The sequence below is a fragment of the Nocardioides sp. SYSU D00065 genome (assembly GCF_017916425.1).
Lineage (GTDB): Bacteria > Actinomycetota > Actinomycetes > Propionibacteriales > Nocardioidaceae > Nocardioides.
Map to the genome: position 1 here is coordinate 218,316 of NZ_JAFMSX010000002.1, position 16,685 is coordinate 235,000.

17 protein-coding genes are annotated in these 16,685 nt (G+C 71.9%); 16 read left to right on the plus strand and 1 reads right to left on the minus strand.

The window, feature by feature from the left end; genetic code table 11:
* Nucleotides 1–15: 15 nt before the first annotated feature.
* Nucleotides 16–651 (plus strand): MBL fold metallo-hydrolase, encoded by a 636-nt coding sequence (locus J3P41_RS09125; RefSeq protein WP_210650003.1) that lies wholly within the window; start codon nt 16–18, stop codon nt 649–651.
* A 12-nt stretch (nt 652–663) separates the two neighbouring features.
* On the opposite strand, the gene J3P41_RS09130 is transcribed toward J3P41_RS09125, so the two are convergent.
* Nucleotides 664–1,905 carry an isochorismate synthase MenF gene (locus J3P41_RS09130; RefSeq protein WP_210650004.1) on the minus strand — a complete coding sequence of 414 codons (1,242 nt, stop codon included), beginning with the start codon at nt 1,903–1,905 and terminating at the stop codon, nt 664–666.
* A gap of 129 nt (nt 1,906–2,034) precedes the next feature.
* Between J3P41_RS09130 and J3P41_RS09135 the strand changes: the two genes are divergently transcribed.
* The 15 genes from J3P41_RS09135 to nuoK all read left to right on the plus strand — a co-directional run bounded on the left by J3P41_RS09135 (nt 2,035) and on the right by nuoK (nt 16,610).
* A complete protein-coding gene (locus tag J3P41_RS09135) occupies nt 2,035–3,219 on the plus strand; it encodes an AMP-binding protein (protein ID WP_210650005.1) in 1,185 nt (394 codons plus the stop codon).
* A gap of 158 nt (nt 3,220–3,377) precedes the next feature.
* A complete protein-coding gene (locus tag J3P41_RS09140; protein WP_210650006.1) occupies nt 3,378–4,502 on the plus strand; it encodes an AMP-binding protein in 1,125 nt (374 codons plus the stop codon).
* Nucleotides 4,503–4,606: 104 nt separating this feature from the next.
* Nucleotides 4,607–4,972: a hypothetical protein gene (locus tag J3P41_RS09145; RefSeq protein ID WP_210650007.1), complete on the plus strand. Its 366-nt coding sequence runs from the start codon at nt 4,607–4,609 to the stop codon at nt 4,970–4,972.
* Between the two features lie 118 nt (nt 4,973–5,090).
* Nucleotides 5,091–5,780: a demethylmenaquinone methyltransferase gene (locus J3P41_RS09150; RefSeq protein WP_210650008.1), complete on the plus strand. Its 690-nt coding sequence runs from the start codon at nt 5,091–5,093 to the stop codon at nt 5,778–5,780.
* Between the two features lie 193 nt (nt 5,781–5,973).
* On the plus strand, nt 5,974–6,333 hold the full coding sequence (locus tag J3P41_RS09155) for an NADH-quinone oxidoreductase subunit A (protein ID WP_210650009.1): 360 nt from the start codon (nt 5,974–5,976) through the stop codon (nt 6,331–6,333).
* A 1-nt stretch (nt 6,334) separates the two neighbouring features.
* Nucleotides 6,335–6,889 (plus strand): NADH-quinone oxidoreductase subunit B family protein, encoded by a 555-nt coding sequence (locus J3P41_RS09160; protein ID WP_210650010.1) that lies wholly within the window; start codon nt 6,335–6,337, stop codon nt 6,887–6,889.
* Between the two features lie 236 nt (nt 6,890–7,125).
* On the plus strand, nt 7,126–7,779 hold the full coding sequence (locus tag J3P41_RS09165; RefSeq protein WP_307861983.1) for an NADH-quinone oxidoreductase subunit C: 654 nt from the start codon (nt 7,126–7,128) through the stop codon (nt 7,777–7,779).
* A complete protein-coding gene (locus J3P41_RS09170) occupies nt 7,779–9,131 on the plus strand; it encodes an NADH-quinone oxidoreductase subunit D (protein WP_210650012.1) in 1,353 nt (450 codons plus the stop codon). The genes J3P41_RS09165 and J3P41_RS09170 overlap by 1 nt, the downstream gene beginning before the upstream one ends.
* Nucleotides 9,128–9,865, plus strand: coding sequence for an NADH-quinone oxidoreductase subunit NuoE (gene nuoE / locus J3P41_RS09175; protein ID WP_210650013.1), 738 nt, complete (start codon nt 9,128–9,130; stop codon nt 9,863–9,865). The genes J3P41_RS09170 and nuoE overlap by 4 nt, the downstream gene beginning before the upstream one ends.
* Nucleotides 9,858–11,168: an NADH-quinone oxidoreductase subunit NuoF gene (gene nuoF, locus J3P41_RS09180; protein ID WP_210650014.1), complete on the plus strand. Its 1,311-nt coding sequence runs from the start codon at nt 9,858–9,860 to the stop codon at nt 11,166–11,168. The genes nuoE and nuoF overlap by 8 nt, the downstream gene beginning before the upstream one ends.
* Entirely contained in the window at nt 11,165–13,642 is a 2,478-nt protein-coding gene (locus J3P41_RS09185) for an NADH-quinone oxidoreductase subunit G (RefSeq protein ID WP_210650015.1), read from the plus strand. The genes nuoF and J3P41_RS09185 overlap by 4 nt, the downstream gene beginning before the upstream one ends.
* Complete coding sequence (gene nuoH, locus J3P41_RS09190) at nt 13,642–14,970, plus strand: NADH-quinone oxidoreductase subunit NuoH (RefSeq protein WP_210650016.1); 1,329 nt, start codon at nt 13,642–13,644, stop codon at nt 14,968–14,970. The genes J3P41_RS09185 and nuoH overlap by 1 nt, the downstream gene beginning before the upstream one ends.
* Complete coding sequence (nuoI, locus tag J3P41_RS09195; RefSeq protein ID WP_210650017.1) at nt 14,963–15,511, plus strand: NADH-quinone oxidoreductase subunit NuoI; 549 nt, start codon at nt 14,963–14,965, stop codon at nt 15,509–15,511. The genes nuoH and nuoI overlap by 8 nt, the downstream gene beginning before the upstream one ends.
* Nucleotides 15,508–16,320: an NADH-quinone oxidoreductase subunit J gene (locus J3P41_RS09200; protein ID WP_210650018.1), complete on the plus strand. Its 813-nt coding sequence runs from the start codon at nt 15,508–15,510 to the stop codon at nt 16,318–16,320. The genes nuoI and J3P41_RS09200 overlap by 4 nt, the downstream gene beginning before the upstream one ends.
* Complete coding sequence (nuoK, locus tag J3P41_RS09205; protein WP_210650019.1) at nt 16,317–16,610, plus strand: NADH-quinone oxidoreductase subunit NuoK; 294 nt, start codon at nt 16,317–16,319, stop codon at nt 16,608–16,610. The genes J3P41_RS09200 and nuoK overlap by 4 nt, the downstream gene beginning before the upstream one ends.
* The last annotated feature ends 75 nt before the right edge of the window (nt 16,611–16,685 follow it).

Below are 16,685 nucleotides of genomic sequence, written 5' to 3' on the forward strand. Positions count from 1 at the left end.
GCCTAGTCTGTCGTCATGCGGATCACCAAGTTCGGCCACGCCTGCGTGCGGGTGCAGGGCGACGGCGGCGTCGTCGTGCTCGACCCGGGAGTCTTCACCGATGCTGCTGCGCTGGAGGGCGCCGACGCCGTCCTCATCACCCACGAGCACCCCGACCACGTGCATCCCGACCACCTGCGCGGCCTCGACGTGCCGATCTGGACGATCGCCGCGGTCGAGCGACTGCTGCGCCGGGAGGCTCCCGAGGTCGCCGAGCGCGTCACCGTGGTCCGCCCCGGCGACCGGCTCGAGGTGGCCGGGACCGCGGTGGAGGTGGTGGGGGAGAAGCACGCGGTGATCCACCCCGACTACGACCGCTTCGACAACTCCGGCTACGTCCTGGAGTCGGGCGGCACCAGCGTCTACCACCCCGGGGACGCACTGACCCCGCCAGGGCGGGCGGTCGACGTGCTGCTCGCCCCGGTGAGCGCGCCGTGGCTCAAGGTCGCCGAGGCCGTCGACTTCGTGCGTGAGGTGGCCGCGCCGACGTCGCTGGCGATCCACGACAAGGTCTACAGCGACGTCGGCCTGGACATGGTGGCGGCCCACATGGGCAACCTGCTTCCCGCGGCGCTGACCTTCGAGCGGCGCGAGCCCGGCCAGCAGCTGTGACGGGCGGCCGGCTCAGTCGGCGGCCAGCGCGTCGCGCACCGGCACGAACTTCGCCTGCGACTCGGCCAGCTCGGCCTCCGGGTCGGAGCTCGCGACGATCCCGCACCCGGCGAACAGGCGCACGCCGCTGTCGGTGAGCATGGCCGAGCGCAGCGCGATGCCCCACTCGCCGTCGCCGGAGGCGTCCATCCAGCCGACGGGGCCGGCGTAGCGATCGCGCGCCATCCCCTCGATCTCGGCGATCAGCCGGGTCGCGGCCGCGGTCGGCGTGCCGCCCACCGCTGCCGAGGGGTGCAGGGACTCGGCCAGCTGCAGCGAGGTCGCGGCATCGTGGACGACGCCGTTGACGTCGGTGGCCAGGTGCATGACGTTGGGCAGGTGCAGGACGAACGGCGCCTCGGGCACGTTCATCGATGAGCAGTGCGGCTCGAGGGCGTCGGCGACCGAGCGCACGGCGTACTCGTGCTCCTCGAGGTCCTTGGAGGACCGCGCCAAGGTGGCGGCCAGCGCCAGGTCGCGCTCGTCGTCCCCCGTACGCCGGATCGTGCCGGCGAGCACCCGTGAGGTCACCAGGCCGCGCTCGCGCCGCACCAGCATCTCGGGCGTGGCGCCGAACAGGCCCTCGACGTGGAAGGTCCAGCACATCTCGTACTGCTCGGCCAGGCGGTGCAGCGGCCAGCGCACGTCGACCGGCTCGTCCGTGGTCGCCATGAGGTCGCGTGCCAGCACGACCTTCTCCAGCTCGCCCGCCGAGATCCGGGCGACGGCCTCGGCCACCACCGACATCCACTCCTCGCCGTTGCGCGCGCCGTCGGAGAAGACGAGGTTGACCGGCGGCTCGGGAACGGGGGCGGGGGACAGCGCCGGCGCGTCGACGGAGACGGTGGTGAGCCAGGTGCGGTCGCCCCGGCGCCCGACCACGACCTGCGGGACGACGAGCACGGAGTCGCCGGGCTCGTCGGCGAAGGCGAACGCACCGAAGCAGACCAGGCCGGTGCCCGGCTCGCCGACGTGGTCCTCCACGCGCGCGCGGGCGACGGTCTCCGACCACCACTTGACGGCGTCGCTGAAGCGGGTGTGCCCGGCGGTCTCCAGCCGGGCGGCGACGCCCCAGCCGACCAGGCCCTCGCCCCGGCGCAGCCAGCTCACCGGTGACTGCTCGGGCAGCAGGTCGAGGAGGGGGAGGTCGGCCAGGTCCACCGCGACGGTGCGCACGACGAGGGGCGCGGCGGGTGCCGACGAGGGGGGTGTCACGAGGCGGCAGCCTACGCCGGGGCGCCGAGGGGACCCCGAGCCGCCCGCGCGCAGATGCGCCAAACCGTGAACAGCGGGACCGGTCCTGTCCTACGGTGCGGCGACACACGAAGCACCGAGGAGCGCCACGTGCCTGGTCAGGATTCCCCCCTCGCCCGGTTGGAGCGTCACGCGCGCAACCGTGCCCTCGAGGTCGCTGTCGTGGAGCAGCGCGGTCACGCGTGGGCGACGATCACCTGGAACGAGCTGTACCGCCGCGTGATCGACGGCGCGGCCGGCATGATCGACGCCGGGGTCGACCCGGGGCAGGTCGTGGTGCTGCGCGTGCCCACCGGCATCCGTCAGCTCGAGCTCGAGCTCGCCACCCGGGTCGCCGGCGCGGTGCCCCTCCTGCTTCCCGAGCATCTGGACCCCGCCGAGGTCGCGCGCCTGCTGGACGAGGTGGACGTGCGCCTCGTGGTCGTCGACCGGGAGAGCCGGCTGGCCCTGCTGCGGCAGGCCGCGCTGGCCGAGGCCCAGCTCTTCGAGTGCGACGACCGCTCCTGGGAGCGGCTGCGCGCGATCGGCCTCGAGCGCCGCAAGCGACAGCCCGACGTGCTCACCTGGGTCGACTCCGTCCGCGTCGGCGCGCCGACCGGTGCCGTGCTCGGGCTGCCGCGGGAGAAGAGCGAGGCCTGGCTGTTCCGGCCCGAGGCCTCCGGGGTGCTGTCCGAGCTCAAGGCCGACGACGTCGTCCTGCTCACCGGCGAGGCGCCCGACCGGTTCACCACCGTGGTGCGCGACGCGCAGCTCACCGCGGGGTGCACGCTGGCCTGGGTGGAGTCGCCGGCCCAGCTGGAGGAGGCGCTGGCGCACGTCTCCCCGACGCACGTCCTTCTCGACCACGCCGCGTCCAGGGTCCTCGAGGACCTGGTGGCGGACGCTCGCGTCGACGGCGCGCCGTGGCACGAGGCGCCGCGGGAGGTGCTTCAGGCCACCTCGGCGCGCGTCGCCGGGGCCCGCCTGGGGTCGCGCCCCAGGAAGCTCGCCGCCGAGATCGCGGCGCTCGCCCCGTGGTGGGGTGGCCGGCTGCGCGTGCTCGTCCTCGACGCCCGGGTCAACCACACCGTGAGCGCCCTGGCCACCGCGCTGGAGCTCAAGCTGGGCCGGATCGCGCACCACCCGGCCGTCCGGGTCGACCTGGCTGCGGAGCCCGGCCTGCCGCCGGTACCAGCCCCGGCGCCGGTCGCGGTCGGCGCCGCCGACACGCTGCCGCGGCGCGGCCGAGCGGGTGTCGGCATCGATCCCGCCTTCTCGCTGGCGGGCCCCGCCTGACGCCGGCCCTCGTCCCAGTGCGTGAGACCGGTCACACATCACGGACACGCACGCCCCACGGTCGCGCCACGCGGAGGTAAAACCGCGGACGGTCGCGCGCGGCCTGGCGAAATCTGTTGATCGATCAACGGAATCGTCGCGGCGTCGAGGGGGCACGCATGGCACACATCCCGGTCACCCGGGCGCCGGCCCTGCCGTCCGGCGCGGTGCCCACTGAGGACGTCGCCGCGTCGCCGCACCGGTGGCTGCGGCGGCAGGGGCTCGAGCGGGGCGAGACCACGGCGTACGTCGTGCACGACGGCACCGGGCTGCGCGCGCGGTCCTGGTCGACCGTGGCCGACACCGTCGAGCGGGCGGCGGCCGGCCTGGTGCGCAGCGGCCTGCGCGCGGACCAGGTGGTCCTCGACCTGCTCCCGGCCACTTCCGCCTATCCCGAGCTGGACCTCGCGCTGCGCCTCATCGGATCGGTGGTCGTGCACGTCTCGCCCGAGGCCACCGCGGACGACGTCGCCCGCGGGCTCGGCGAGGCGAAGGTGCGGCTCGTGGTCGCGGAGTCCGAGGCCGACCTCGACCGCCTCGACGGCCTGCAGTTCACCTCCTCGGAGCTCTTCGCCGTCGCCGGCGGTGCCGGGTGGCGACGGCTGCTGACGCTCGGCGCAGAGCGGCTGACCATGGATCCCGACGCGGTGTCGCGGCTGGACGCGGTCGTCGACCACGAGGGCGCCGCTCCCCGCCTCCTCGGCCCCGGCGGGCGGCTCACCAGGCTGGCGCGCGGTGACGCGTGGCTGCCGGCGCTGACCCCCGACGACGTCACCATCGCCGTGGGCCACCGGTCCGACCCGGTCGTGCAGGCCATGCGCGAGGCGCACCTGGTCTCGGGCGGGACACTGTGCCTCACGCCGGACGAGACCTCGCTCGGCGAGCTGGCCGAGACGCTCGTGCCCACCGTGGCCGCGCTCCCCGGCGCGGCGAGCACGGCGCTGCCCGCCACGGCGGCGCGGCTGGCGCTCGAGCGCGGCGTACGCGTGGTGCGCGGCTCCGACGTGCCGGTCGCGCCCGCGGACCTGCCGCTGCCGCCGCCGGTCCTCCGAGGCGACCCGTCGACGCTGCCGCGCCGGTCGCCACGCGAGCCCGGGCGCGACTTCCAGTTCGACGTCGACCGCCGTCCGGTCGCCGTCGCGCCCGAGGAGTCGGCGTTCGAGCTGCCGTCCCTCCCGCTCTTCGGTGGCGAGTCGTTCCTCGACAAGCTCCTGATGGCCCAGGCCCGAGAGGGCCGGGCATGACCGAGCACCGAGCTCGGCGGTCCCGCGGCATCCTCCGCCTCCGGCGACCTCCCCAGACCCCTCCCGACCGCAGTGGCCGGGAAGAACAAGAAGGAACCACAGACATGACGAACGTTGACGTCATCCTCAAGGAAGCGGTGAGCATCGACGGTGCCGTCGCCGCCCTGCTCGTGGACTACCAGTCGGGCATGGCGCTCGGCCAGGCGGGCGATGCGTCGGTGATGAACCTCGATGTCGCCGCGGCGGGCAACACCGACGTGGTGCGCTCGAAGATGCGCACCATGGAGAGCCTCGGCCTCGACGACACCATCGACGACATCCTGATCACCCTGGGCAAGGCCTACCACCTGATCAACCTGCCCAAGGACCACCCCGGCCTGTTCATCTACCTCGTGCTGGACAAGGGCCGCGCCAACCTCGCGATGGCACGCCACAAGCTGTCCACGCTCTCGGCCCAGCTCGAGATCTGAGCGCCGAGGCGGTCAGGGTCGGCGACCGGTCCTCACGTCGCCGATCCTGACCCGGTCGGCTGAGCACACCGACACCCCGCAGTGGGCGTCGCGTGCCCCGGCCGCCTACGCTCGCGGCGTGGCTCGCGCTGACCTGGACAAGCAACCCTCCGACGTACGCCGGATGTTCGACACCGTCGCCCGGCGCTACGACCTGACGAACGACCTCATGACCGCGGGCATCCAGCGCAGCTGGCGCCGCGCGATGGTCGAGGCCGTCGCCCCGCGCCGCGGCGACCTGGTCCTCGACCTCGCAGCCGGCACCGGGTGCTCCAGCGAGCCGTTCGCCGCCCGCGGGGCGACGGCCGTCCCGTGCGACTTCTCCGTCGGGATGCTGCGGCAGGGCAAGAAGGACCGCCCCACGCTCCCCTTCGTGGCGGGGGACGGCACCCGGCTGCCCTTCCTCGACGACACCTTCGACGCGGTGACCATCTCCTACGGCCTGCGCAACTTCGTCGACCCGGTCGCGGGGCTGCGGGAGATGCACCGCGTCACCCGCCCCGGCGGTCGTCTCGTCGTGTGCGAGTTCAGCCGCCCGGTCAACGGTGCCCTCCGCGCGCTCTACCTGGACGGCTTCATGCAGGCCCTGCCGAGGATCGCCTCCCTGACCGCGAGCGCGGCCGACGCCTACGTGTACCTCGCCGAGTCCATCCGCGCGTGGCCCGACCAGGCCGGGCTCGCCGGGATGATCGCGGACGCCGGCTGGCAGCGGCCCGAGTGGCGCAACCTCACCGGCGGCATCGTCGCGCTGCACCGCGCCACCGCCTGACGCTGCCGGACACCGCCTGTCAATTAGGTGACGCCGTCGTGGCGTAAATCCGCAGGTCAGCGCGCCGCGCGTCGCCCTCACCCCGACGTGACGTAGGCCGCACCGGAGTCCTACACTGTGGCGCGCGCCACTCGTGAAGTTCTTCACAAACCCACATGCACGACCCGGGCGCACGCACACCGAGAGGGAAGCGATGGAGCTCTACACGCCGGTCCTGGCCCTGGCACTTCTCGCGACGGGCTTCGCGGTCTTCTCCGTGATCATGAGCGCCGTCGTCGGTCCCAAGCGCTACAACCGGGCGAAGCTCGACTCCTACGAGTGCGGCATCGAGCCGACCCCGCAGCCCGCCGGCGGCGGCCGGTTCCCGGTGAAGTACTTCATCACGGCGATGCTCTTCATCGTCTTCGACATCGAGATCATCTTCCTCTACCCCTGGGCCGTCCACTTCGACGCGATGGCGCTCTTCGGGCTGGTGGAGATGGTGCTCTTCATCGCCACAGTGTTCATCGCCTACGCCTACGTCTGGCGTCGCGGCGGACTGGATTGGGACTGACATGGGACTCGAGGAGAAGCTGCCCAGCGGCGTCCTGCTCACCACGGTCGAGGGTGTCGCCGGCTACATGCGCAAGGCATCGTTCTGGCCTGCGACCTTCGGCCTGGCCTGCTGCGCCATCGAGATGATGACGACCGGCGCCCCCAAGTACGACCTCGCGCGCTTCGGCATGGAGGTCTTCCGGGCCAGCCCCCGCCAGGCCGACCTGATGATCGTCGCCGGCCGGGTCAGCCAGAAGATGGCTCCGGTGCTGCGCCAGATCTACGACCAGATGCCCGAGCCCAAGTGGGTGCTCGCGATGGGCGTGTGCGCCTCGTCGGGCGGGATGTTCAACAACTACGCGATCGTCCAGGGCGTCGACCACGTGGTGCCGGTCGACATGTACCTCCCCGGCTGCCCGCCGCGGCCGGAGATGCTCATCGACGCGATCCTCAAGCTGCACGACCAGGTGCAGCACACCAAGCTGGGCGCCAACCGCCGCAAGGAGGTCGCCGAGCTCGAGACCGAGGCCCTGCGCGCGCTGCCCACCTCGGAGATGAAGGGCCTGCTGCGATGAGCGGCGAGGAGCGCAACGACCGCGCGAGCGGGAACGCCGACGCGGAGAAGGTCGACGAGAAGGCCGCGGGCGAGGCGAGCGACACGTCCGACGACAAGGCCGACGCCAACGAGTCGGCCCGGCCGTCCGAGGAGCGCAACCTCGGTGCGGCCAAGTCGCGCACCGGCACGGGCGGCGCGGTCGAGCAACCCGCCGTCGACCAGTCCCCGGTCAACGTCCCGGCTCCCACCGGGGAGGTGCGCGCGGTCGGCGTGCGCCACGGCATGTTCGGCACGTCGGGCACCGGCGACACCTCCGGCTACGGCGGCCTGGTCAGCGCCAAGGTGTTCCCGGCTCCGGCGCAGCGGCCCTACGGCGGCTGGTTCGACGAGGTCGCCGACGCCCTCGAGGCCCGGCTGCACGCCACCGGGCTCACCACGGCGATCGAGAGCGTCGTGGTCCACCGCGGCGAGATCACGTTCCACGTCCGACGCGACGACCTCCCCTTCGTGGCGCAGATGCTGCGCGACGACGAGGCGCTCCGCTTCGAGTTCTGCTCGGGCGTCAGCGGCGTGCACTACCCCGAGGACACCGGTCGCGAGCTGCACGCCGTCTACCACCTGACCTCGATGACCCACAACCGGCGCATCCGGGTCGAGGTCACCGCCCCCGACAGCGATCCGCACGTCCCGAGCCTGGTCAGCGTCTACCCCACGCTCGACTGGCACGAGCGCGAGACCTACGACATGTTCGGGCTGGTCTTCGACGGCCACCCCGCTCTGACCCGCGTGCTGATGCCCGACGACTGGCCGGGCCACCCGCAGCGCAAGGACTACCCGCTCGGGGGCATCCCCGTGGAGTACAAGGGCGGCAGCATCCCGCCGCCGGACCAGCGAAGGTCGTACAACTGATGAGCACCGACACGAGCCAGCAGCAGGACCTCTACGCCACCCCCGGCGAGACGAGCCAGGGCCGCGTCTTCACCGTCACGGGACAGGACTGGGACTCCATCGCCCAGAGCATCGGCGAGTCCGCCGAGGAGCGGGTCGTGGTCAACATGGGCCCGCAGCACCCGTCCACCCACGGCGTGCTCCGGCTGATCCTCGAGCTCGAGGGCGAGACGGTCACCGAGGCGCGCTGCGGCATCGGCTACCTGCACACCGGCATCGAGAAGAACATGGAGTACCGCTCCTGGGTGCAGGGCGTCACGTTCTGCACGCGGATGGACTACCTCTCGCCGTTCTACAACGAGGCCACCTACTGCCTGGGCGTGGAGCGACTGCTCGACATCGAGGACGACATCCCCGAGAAGGCGCAGGTCATGCGCGTGCTCCTGATGGAGCTCAACCGGATCTCCTCCCACCTCGTCGCCATCGCGACCGGAGGCATGGAGATCGGCGCGCTCACCGTGATGACGATCGGCTTCCGCGAGCGCGAGCTGGTGCTGGACCTGTTCGAGCTCATCACCGGCCTGCGGATGAACCACGCGTTCATCCGTCCCGGCGGCGTCGCGCAGGACCTGCCGCCCGGCGCCCTCGACGAGATCCGCGACTTCATCGCGCTGATGAAGAAGCGGCTGCCCGAGTACGCCGCGCTCTGCAACGCCAACCCCATCTTCAAGGGTCGCCTCGAGGGCATCGGCCACCTCGACCTCGCCGGCTGCCTGGCGCTCGGCATCACCGGACCGGTGCTCCGCTCCACCGGCTACGCGTGGGACCTGCGCAAGACGCAGCCCTACTGCGGCTACGAGGACTACGACTTCGAGGTCCAGACCTGGGACACCTGCGACTCCTACGGGCGCTTCCGGATCCGGCTCAACGAGATGTCTGAGTCGCTCAAGATCGTCGAGCAGTGCGCCGACCGGCTCGCCGGGCTCGAGGGTGCTCCGGTGATGGTGGGCGACCGCAAGATCGCCTGGCCCAGCCAGCTCGCCATCGGCAGCGACGGCATGGGCAACAGCCTCGACCACATCCGCCACATCATGGGTGAGTCGATGGAGGCGCTGATCCACCACTTCAAGCTGGTCACCGAGGGCTTCCGGGTCCCGGCCGGCCAGGCCTACGTGCCGATCGAGTCGCCGCGCGGCGAGCTGGGGGCGCACGTCGTCTCCGACGGCGGTACGCGTCCCTTCCGCGCGCACTTCCGGGACCCGTCGTTCACCAACCTGCAGGCGACGAGCGTGATGAGCGAGGGCGGCATGGTCGCCGACGTGATCGTCGCCATCGCCTCCATCGACCCCGTGATGGGAGGAGTCGACCGATGAGCACCGAGTACCCGGTCGCCCAGGGCCAGGCGCAGGCCGAGGCTGCGGCGCCGAGCGACGTGCTGGACGCCACGACGCTCGCCGAGCTGCGCGAGATCGCCGCCCGCTATCCCGAGCCCCGCTCCGGCCTCCTCCCGATGCTCCACCTCGTGCAGTCCGCCCAGGGCCGGATCACGCCCGAGGGCATCGAGGCGTGCGCCGAGGTGCTCGGCATCAGCGCCGCGGAGGTCAACGGCGTCGCGACCTTCTACACCATGTACAAGCGCCGGCCCGTCGGCGACTACCACGTCGGGGTGTGCACCAACACGCTGTGCGCGGTGATGGGCGGCGACCTCATCTTCGAGCGGCTCAAGGAGCACCTCGAGGTCGGCAACGACGAGACGACCGAGGACGGCTCGATCACCCTCGAGCACATCGAGTGCAACGCGGCCTGCGACTACGCCCCGGTGATGATGGTCAACTGGGAGTTCATGGACAACCAGACGCCGGAGTCGGCCGTCCAGGTCGTCGACGACCTGCGCGCCGGCAAGCCGGTCCACTCGACCCGCGGCCCGCGGCTGTGCACCTGGCGCGAGGCCGAGCGCGTGCTCGCCGGCTTCCCGGACGACCGCGCCGACGAGGGACCGACCGCGGGCCCCGCGTCGCTGGCCGGACTGAGGATCGCCCGCGAGAAGGGCTGGACGGCGCCCGCGAGCACGCTTGCGAGCAGTGGTGAGGAGACCGACCGTGACTGACGCCCTGACCCCGGTCCTGACCGACAACTGGGACGCCGAGCGCGCCTGGACGCTGGCTGCCTACGAGGAGCGCGGCGGCTACGCCGCCCTCGACAAGGCCTTCGCGATGGCGCCCGACGACGTCATCGACGCCGTCAAGGAGTCCGGCCTGCGCGGGCGCGGCGGAGCCGGCTTCCCGACGGGCATGAAGTGGGGGTTCATCCCGCAGGACAACCCCCGGCCCAAGTACCTCGTCGTCAACGCCGACGAGTCCGAGCCGGGCACCTGCAAGGACATCCCGCTGATGATGGCCAGCCCGCACACGCTGGTCGAGGGCGTCATCCTCAGCGCCTACGCCATCCGCGCCAACACCGCGTTCATCTACGTGCGCGGCGAGGTCCTCCACGTGATCCGCCGCCTCCAGCGCGCGGTGCAGGAGGCCTACCTGGCCGGTCACCTCGGCACCGACATCCACGGTTCGGGCTACCACCTCGACCTCATCGTGCACGCCGGCGCCGGGGCCTACATCTGCGGCGAGGAGACGGCGCTGCTCGAGGGCCTCGAGGGTCGGCGCGGGCAGCCCCGCCTGCGTCCGCCGTTCCCGGCGGTCGCCGGCCTCTACGCGAGCCCGACGGTCATCAACAACGTCGAGTCGATCGCCTCGGTCCCCAGCATCATCGCCAACGGGCCCGCCTGGTTCGCCGGCATGGGCACGGAGAAGTCCAAGGGCTTCGGGATCTTCAGCCTCTCCGGGCACGTGCGCAACCCCGGCCAGTACGAGGCGCCGCTGGGCATCACGCTGCGCGAGCTGATCGACCTGGCCGGCGGCATCCGCGAGGGCCACGAGCTGAAGTTCTGGACGCCCGGCGGCTCGAGCACCCCGCTCCTGACGCCCGAGCACCTCGACGTGCCTCTCGACTTCGAGTCGGTCGGGGCTGCGGGGTCCATGCTGGGCACGCGCGCCCTGCAGCTGTTCGACGAGACCACCTGCGTGGTCCGCGCGGTGCTGCGGTGGACCGAGTTCTACAAGCACGAGTCCTGCGGCAAGTGCACCCCGTGCCGCGAGGGCACCTGGTGGCTGACCCAGACCCTGGCGCGGCTCGAGAAGGGACAGGGCACCGAGGCCGACCTCGACCTGCTCCTCGACCAGTGCGACAACATCCTGGGCCGCTCGTTCTGCGCGCTCGGCGACGGTGCCACCAGCCCGATCTCGAGCTCGATCAAGCACTTCCGCGACGAGTACCTCGCCCACCTGACCAACGGCGGCTGCCCCTTCGACCCGGTCGCCTCCACCGCATTCGCACCCGCTGGAGCCTCCGCATGAGCACCACGGACAAGGCGCCGGACCTCGCCACGGACCTGGTCACCCTCACCATCGACGGTGTGCAGGTCAGCGTCCCCAAGGACACCTTGGTGATCCGCGCCGCCGAGCAGGTCGGCGTACAGATCCCGCGCTTCTGCGACCACCCGCTGCTCGATCCGGTCGGCGCCTGCCGCCAGTGCCTGGTCGACATCCCCGACGCCGGCAACGGCCGGGGCTTCCCCAAGCCGCAGGCCTCCTGCACGCTGCCGGTGGCTGAGGGCATGGTGGTCAACACGCAGGCGACCAGCGAGGTGGCCGACAAGGCCCAGCAGGGCGTCATGGAGTTCCTGCTCATCAACCACCCGCTCGACTGCCCGGTCTGCGACAAGGGCGGCGAGTGCCCGCTGCAGAACCAGGCGATGAGCAACGGCCGCGGCGAGAGCCGGTTCGCCGCGTCCGGCGGCATCAAGCGCACCTTCCCCAAGCCGATCAACATCTCCGCGCAGGTCCTGCTCGACCGCGAGCGCTGCGTTCTGTGCGCGCGCTGCACGCGCTTCTCCGAGCAGATCGCCGGCGACCCGTTCATCGCGCTGGCCGAGCGCGGTGCGCTGCAGCAGGTCGCGATCTACGAGCGCGAGCCCTACCAGAGCTACTTCTCCGGCAACGCGATCCAGATCTGCCCCGTCGGCGCTCTCACCTCCGCCGACTACCGCTTCCGCTCGCGGCCCTTCGACCTGGTCTCCACCCCGGGCGTGGCCGAGCACGACTCCTGTGGCGCCGCGATCCGCATCGACCACCGGCGCGGCAAGGTCATGCGCCGCCTGGCCGGCAACGACCCCGAGGTCAACGAGGAGTGGATCAGCGACAAGGACCGCTTCGCCTTCCGCTACACCCAGGTCGCCGACCGGATCACCTACCCGCAGGTCCGCGAGGACGGCGTGCTCCGACCCGCCTCGTGGCCCGAGGCCTTCGCCGTCGCCGCCCGCGGGCTCCGCGAGGCCGGCGCGGCGGCCGTGCTCACCGGCGGCCGGGTCACCGCGGAGGACGCCTACGCCTACGCGAAGTTCGCCCGCGTCGCCCTCAGCACCAACGACATCGACTTCCGGGCCCGTCCGCACAGCGCGGAGGAGGCCAGCTTCCTCGCCTCCCACGTCGCCCTCTCCGGCGGCGTGACGTACGCCGACCTGGAGGCCGCGCCGGTCGTCGTGCTCCTCGGCCTCGAGCCGGAGGACGAGGCCGCGACCATCTTCCTGCGGCTGCGCCGGGCCGCGAGGCGCGGACGTACGCAGGTGGTCTCGGTCGCGCCCTACAGCTCGCGCGGGCTGCGCAAGATGAACGGCCGCCTCGTGCCGGCCGTCCCGGGCGCCGAGGTCGAGGCCATCGGCTCGCTCAAGGACGCCGCACACGGCGTGACCAAGGACGCGGTGATCCTCGTGGGCGAGCGGCTGGCCGCCACCCACGGTGCCCTCAGCGCCGCCGTCGAGCTCGCCGCCACCACCGGCGCCCGGCTCGCCTGGGTGCCGCGCCGGGCCGGTGACCGCGGTGCGGTCGAGGCCGGCGCGCTGCCCAACCTGCTGCCCGGCGGCCGACCCGTCACCGAGGCCGCCGCCCGCGTCGACCTGGCCGCCGCCTGGGGCGTGGAGGCCCTCCCGGCCAAGGTCGGGCGCGACGGCAACGCGATCGTCGCGGCACTGACCAAGGGCGACCTCGGCGGCGTCGTGGTCGGCGGTGTGGACCCCGACGACACCAGCGATCCCGCCGCCTTCCGGGCGGCGCTCGCGGCTGCCCGGTTCGTGGTCAGCCTCGAGCTGCGCGCGACCGACGTGACGGCCGCGGCCGACGTCGTGCTGCCGGTGGCTCCGGTGACCGACAAGGCCGGCACGTTCGTGACCTGGGACGGGCGCCCGCGCGACTTCGACGCCGTGCTCAGCAACCCCTCGTCGCTGCCCGACCTCCGCGTCCTCGCCGGCATCGGCGAGGAGCTCGCCCGCCTGGGCCAGGGGTCGTCGCTCGGGTTCCGCACGGTCGCCGACGTGCGCGCGGAGATGCGCGCCCTCGGCCCCTGGGACGGCGCCCGTCCTGCGATGGACGCCGGCAAGCCGCCGCGCGCGCCGAGGGCCAAGGCGGGCTCGCTCGCGCTGGCCACCTGGAAGCAGCTGGTCGACCTGGGTTCGATGCAGGACGGCGAGGCGCACCTGCGGGCCACCGCACGCCCGCCGGTCGCGCGGGTGAGCCCGGCGACGTACGAGTCGGTGTTCGGGACGCCGGAGGGCGAGCCCGGCCACAGCCGGCTCGCCACTGTCTCCGGCGATCGCGGCAGCGTCACGCTGCCGGTCGAGGTCGCGGACCTGCCGGACGGCGTGGTGTGGGTGCCGGCCCGGTCCTTCGGCCGGGGCGTGCTCGCCGACCTCGCCTCGCCGGGCAGCAGGGTGCTCCTGCGCGACGCCCCGTCCCCCGACAGCCCCGGACACGCCCTGAAGGGAGCCGTCACGTGATGAGCATCCTCGCCGCCGACCTGCCCGACCCCGGGCTGGCGGCCTTCGGCCAGGACCCGTGGTGGGTGATCGCCCTCAAGGCGGTCCTCATCTTCGTGATCCTGGTGCTGCTCACGCTGTTCAACATCTGGTTCGAGCGCCGTGTCGTGGCCCGCATGCAGCACCGCGTGGGACCCAACGTGCACGGTCCCTTCGGCCTGCTGCAGTCGCTGGCCGACGGCGTGAAGCTCGCGCTCAAGGAGGACATCATCCCCAAGGCGGCCGACAAGGTCGTCTTCCTGCTCGCGCCGATCATCGCCACCGTGCCGGCGTTCGTCACCTGGGCGGTGATCCCGCTCGGCCCGGAGGTGAACTTCTTCGGTCACCGCACCCCGCTGCAGCTCACCGACATGCCCGTGGCCGTGCTGTTCATGCTCGCCATCGCCTCGATCGGCATCTACGGCATCGTCCTCGGCGGCTGGTCCTCCGGCTCGACGTACTCCCTGCTCGGCGGGCTCCGCTCCAGCGCGCAGATGATCTCCTACGAGGTCGCGATGGGCCTCGCCCTCGTCGCGGTGTTCCTCTACGCCGGCTCCATGTCGACCTCCGAGATCGTCGCCGCCCAGGACCGCCTCTGGTTCGGCCTGATCCTGCTGCCGTCGTTCGTCATCTACGTGATCTCCATGGTGGGGGAGACCAACCGCGCGCCCTTCGACCTGCCCGAGGCCGAGGGCGAGCTGGTCGGGGGGTTCCACACCGAGTACTCCAGCCTGAAGTTCGCGCTGTTCTTCCTCGCCGAGTACATCAACCTCGCCACCGTGTCCGCCATCGCGACCACGCTGTTCCTCGGCGGCTGGGCCGCGCCGTGGGGCGTCGAGCACGTGTGGGCGGGCGCCAACAGCGGCTACTGGCCCCTGCTGTGGTTCTTCGGCAAGGTCTTCCTCTTCATCTTCCTGTTCGTGTGGCTGCGCGGCTCGCTGCCCCGCATGCGCTACGACCAGTTCATGGCGCTGGGCTGGAAGGTCCTCATTCCGGTGTCGCTGGCCTGGATCGTGGCCGTGGCCACCATCCGGGTCATCTCCAACGAGGGCAACATCGACCGCACCTACCTCGTGGGCGCCATCGCCGTGCTGCTCGTGCTCACCGTCGCGCTGATGTTCGTCGGTGAGAAGAAGGACGACGCGCCGGCTCCCCTGGAGGCGGCCGACGAGCCGCACGACGCGTTCGCCGGCGGCTTCCCCGTCCCGCCGATGCCCGCCGGCGGTGCCGTACGCGGCGGCGCCGCGCCGCTGACGTTCGCCACAGGCCGCACCACCGTCACCGCTGCAGCGGAGGAGAACCATGAGTGAGTCCTCGCGGACGTCCAAGGGCGTCAAGGAGAGCCTGTGGGACCCGATCGCCGGGTTCGGCGTCACCTTCCGGACGATGTTCAAGAAGGTCGTCACCGAGCAGTACCCGTTCGAGAAGCTCCCGACGGCGCCGCGCTTCCACGGCCGCCACCAGCTCAACCGCTGGCCCGACGGGCTCGAGAAGTGCGTCGGCTGCGAGCTGTGCGCGTGGGCCTGCCCGGCGGACGCGATCTACGTCGAGGGTGCCGACAACAGCGACCTGCCCGACGGCTCGGGTCGGTTCAGTCCCGGCGAGCGCTACGGCCGCGTCTACCAGATCAACTACCTGCGCTGCATCCTGTGCGGGCTGTGCATCGAGGCCTGCCCGACCCGCGCGCTGACGATGACCAACGAGTACGAGCTCGCCGACGACAACCGCGCCGACCTCATCTACGAGAAGTCCGACCTGCTGGCCCCGCTGCTGCCCGGCATGGAGCAGCCGCCGCACCCGATGCGCCTGGGTGACGACGAGGGCGACTACTACAGGGGGACCACCCGATGACCTTCTGGCTCCTGGCCCCGGTGATGGTGCTCGCGGCGCTCGGCATCCTGTTCGTCCGCAAGGCCGTGCACGCCGCGCTGCTGCTCGCCGTGGTGATGATCAGCCTCGCGTTCCTCTACGCCGTGCTGGACGCGCCGTTCCTCTTCGCGGTGCAGATCATCGTCTACACCGGCGCCATCTTGATGCTGTTCCTCTTCGTGATGATGCTCATCGGCGTGGACGCGTCCGACTCCATCGTGGAGACGATCCGCGGCCAGCGGGCGCTGGCCGTGCTGCTCGGCCTGGCCTTCGGCGCCGTCCTGGTGATCGGCATCAGCCAGGTCACCCTCGGTGCCGTCGTCGGCCTCGACCGTGCCAACGCCGGCGGCAACGTGCCGGCCATCGCCAACATCCTGTTCTCCCGCTACGTCTTCGCTTTCGAGGCCACCAGCGCGCTGCTCATCACCGCCGCGCTCGGAGCGATGGTGCTCGCGCACCGTGAGCGCCTCACGCCCAAGGCGTCCCAGGCCGACCTGGCCGCCAAGCGGATCCGCGACTACGCCGAGCATGGCGTGCACCCCGGCCCGCTGCCCTCGCCCGGCGTCTACGCCCGGCACAACGCGGTCGACACCCCGGCCCTGCTGCCCGACGGGACCGCGGCGGAGTCCTCGGTCTCCCGGGTGCTCGCCGCCCGCGGCACGGTCCGCTCGGCCCCGGCCTTCGCCGACGACATCGACGACGTGCGCCGCCAGATCGGGGACCCGGCCACGATGCCGGAGACCTCCGGCAAGGCCGACGCCCCGGCCAACACCGAAGAGGACGTGAAGTGACCCAGTACGTCGTGCTCTCCGCGATCCTCTTCACGATCGGCTGCGTGGGCGTCCTCGTCCGCCGCAACGCCATCGTGGTGTTCATGTGCGTCGAGCTGATGCTCAACGCCTGCAACCTGGCGTTCGTGGCCTTCGCCCACCAGCACGGCAACCTCGACGGCCAGATCGCCGCCTTCTTCGTGATGGTGGTGGCCGCCGCCGAGGTCGTGATCGGGCTCGCGATCATCATGACCATCTTCCGCACCCGACGCTCGGCCTCGGTCGACGACGCCAGCCTGCTGAAGTACTGAGGGAGAGCTCGTGAACCTGTTGTCCCACACGGTCCTTCTGGCTGCCCTGCCGATGGCCGAGGGCGGTCACCATGC

What these genes read in the sequence shown, in the direction of transcription:
- J3P41_RS09155 (WP_210650009.1), top strand. Translation starts at nt 5,974, where the DNA reads ATGGAGCTCTACACGCCGGTCCTGGCCCTGGCACTTCTCGCGACGGGC.
- J3P41_RS09125 (WP_210650003.1), top strand. Translation starts at nt 16, where the DNA reads ATGCGGATCACCAAGTTCGGCCACGCCTGCGTGCGGGTGCAGGGCGAC.
- J3P41_RS09140 (WP_210650006.1), top strand. Translation starts at nt 3,378, where the DNA reads ATGGCACACATCCCGGTCACCCGGGCGCCGGCCCTGCCGTCCGGCGCG.
- nuoE (WP_210650013.1), top strand. Translation starts at nt 9,128, where the DNA reads ATGAGCACCGAGTACCCGGTCGCCCAGGGCCAGGCGCAGGCCGAGGCT.
- J3P41_RS09160 (WP_210650010.1), top strand. Translation starts at nt 6,335, where the DNA reads ATGGGACTCGAGGAGAAGCTGCCCAGCGGCGTCCTGCTCACCACGGTC.
- J3P41_RS09185 (WP_210650015.1), top strand. Translation starts at nt 11,165, where the DNA reads ATGAGCACCACGGACAAGGCGCCGGACCTCGCCACGGACCTGGTCACC.
- J3P41_RS09200 (WP_210650018.1), top strand. Translation starts at nt 15,508, where the DNA reads ATGACCTTCTGGCTCCTGGCCCCGGTGATGGTGCTCGCGGCGCTCGGC.
- nuoH (WP_210650016.1), top strand. Translation starts at nt 13,642, where the DNA reads ATGAGCATCCTCGCCGCCGACCTGCCCGACCCCGGGCTGGCGGCCTTC.
- J3P41_RS09170 (WP_210650012.1), top strand. Translation starts at nt 7,779, where the DNA reads ATGAGCACCGACACGAGCCAGCAGCAGGACCTCTACGCCACCCCCGGC.
- nuoI (WP_210650017.1), top strand. Translation starts at nt 14,963, where the DNA reads ATGAGTGAGTCCTCGCGGACGTCCAAGGGCGTCAAGGAGAGCCTGTGG.
- J3P41_RS09145 (WP_210650007.1), top strand. Translation starts at nt 4,607, where the DNA reads ATGACGAACGTTGACGTCATCCTCAAGGAAGCGGTGAGCATCGACGGT.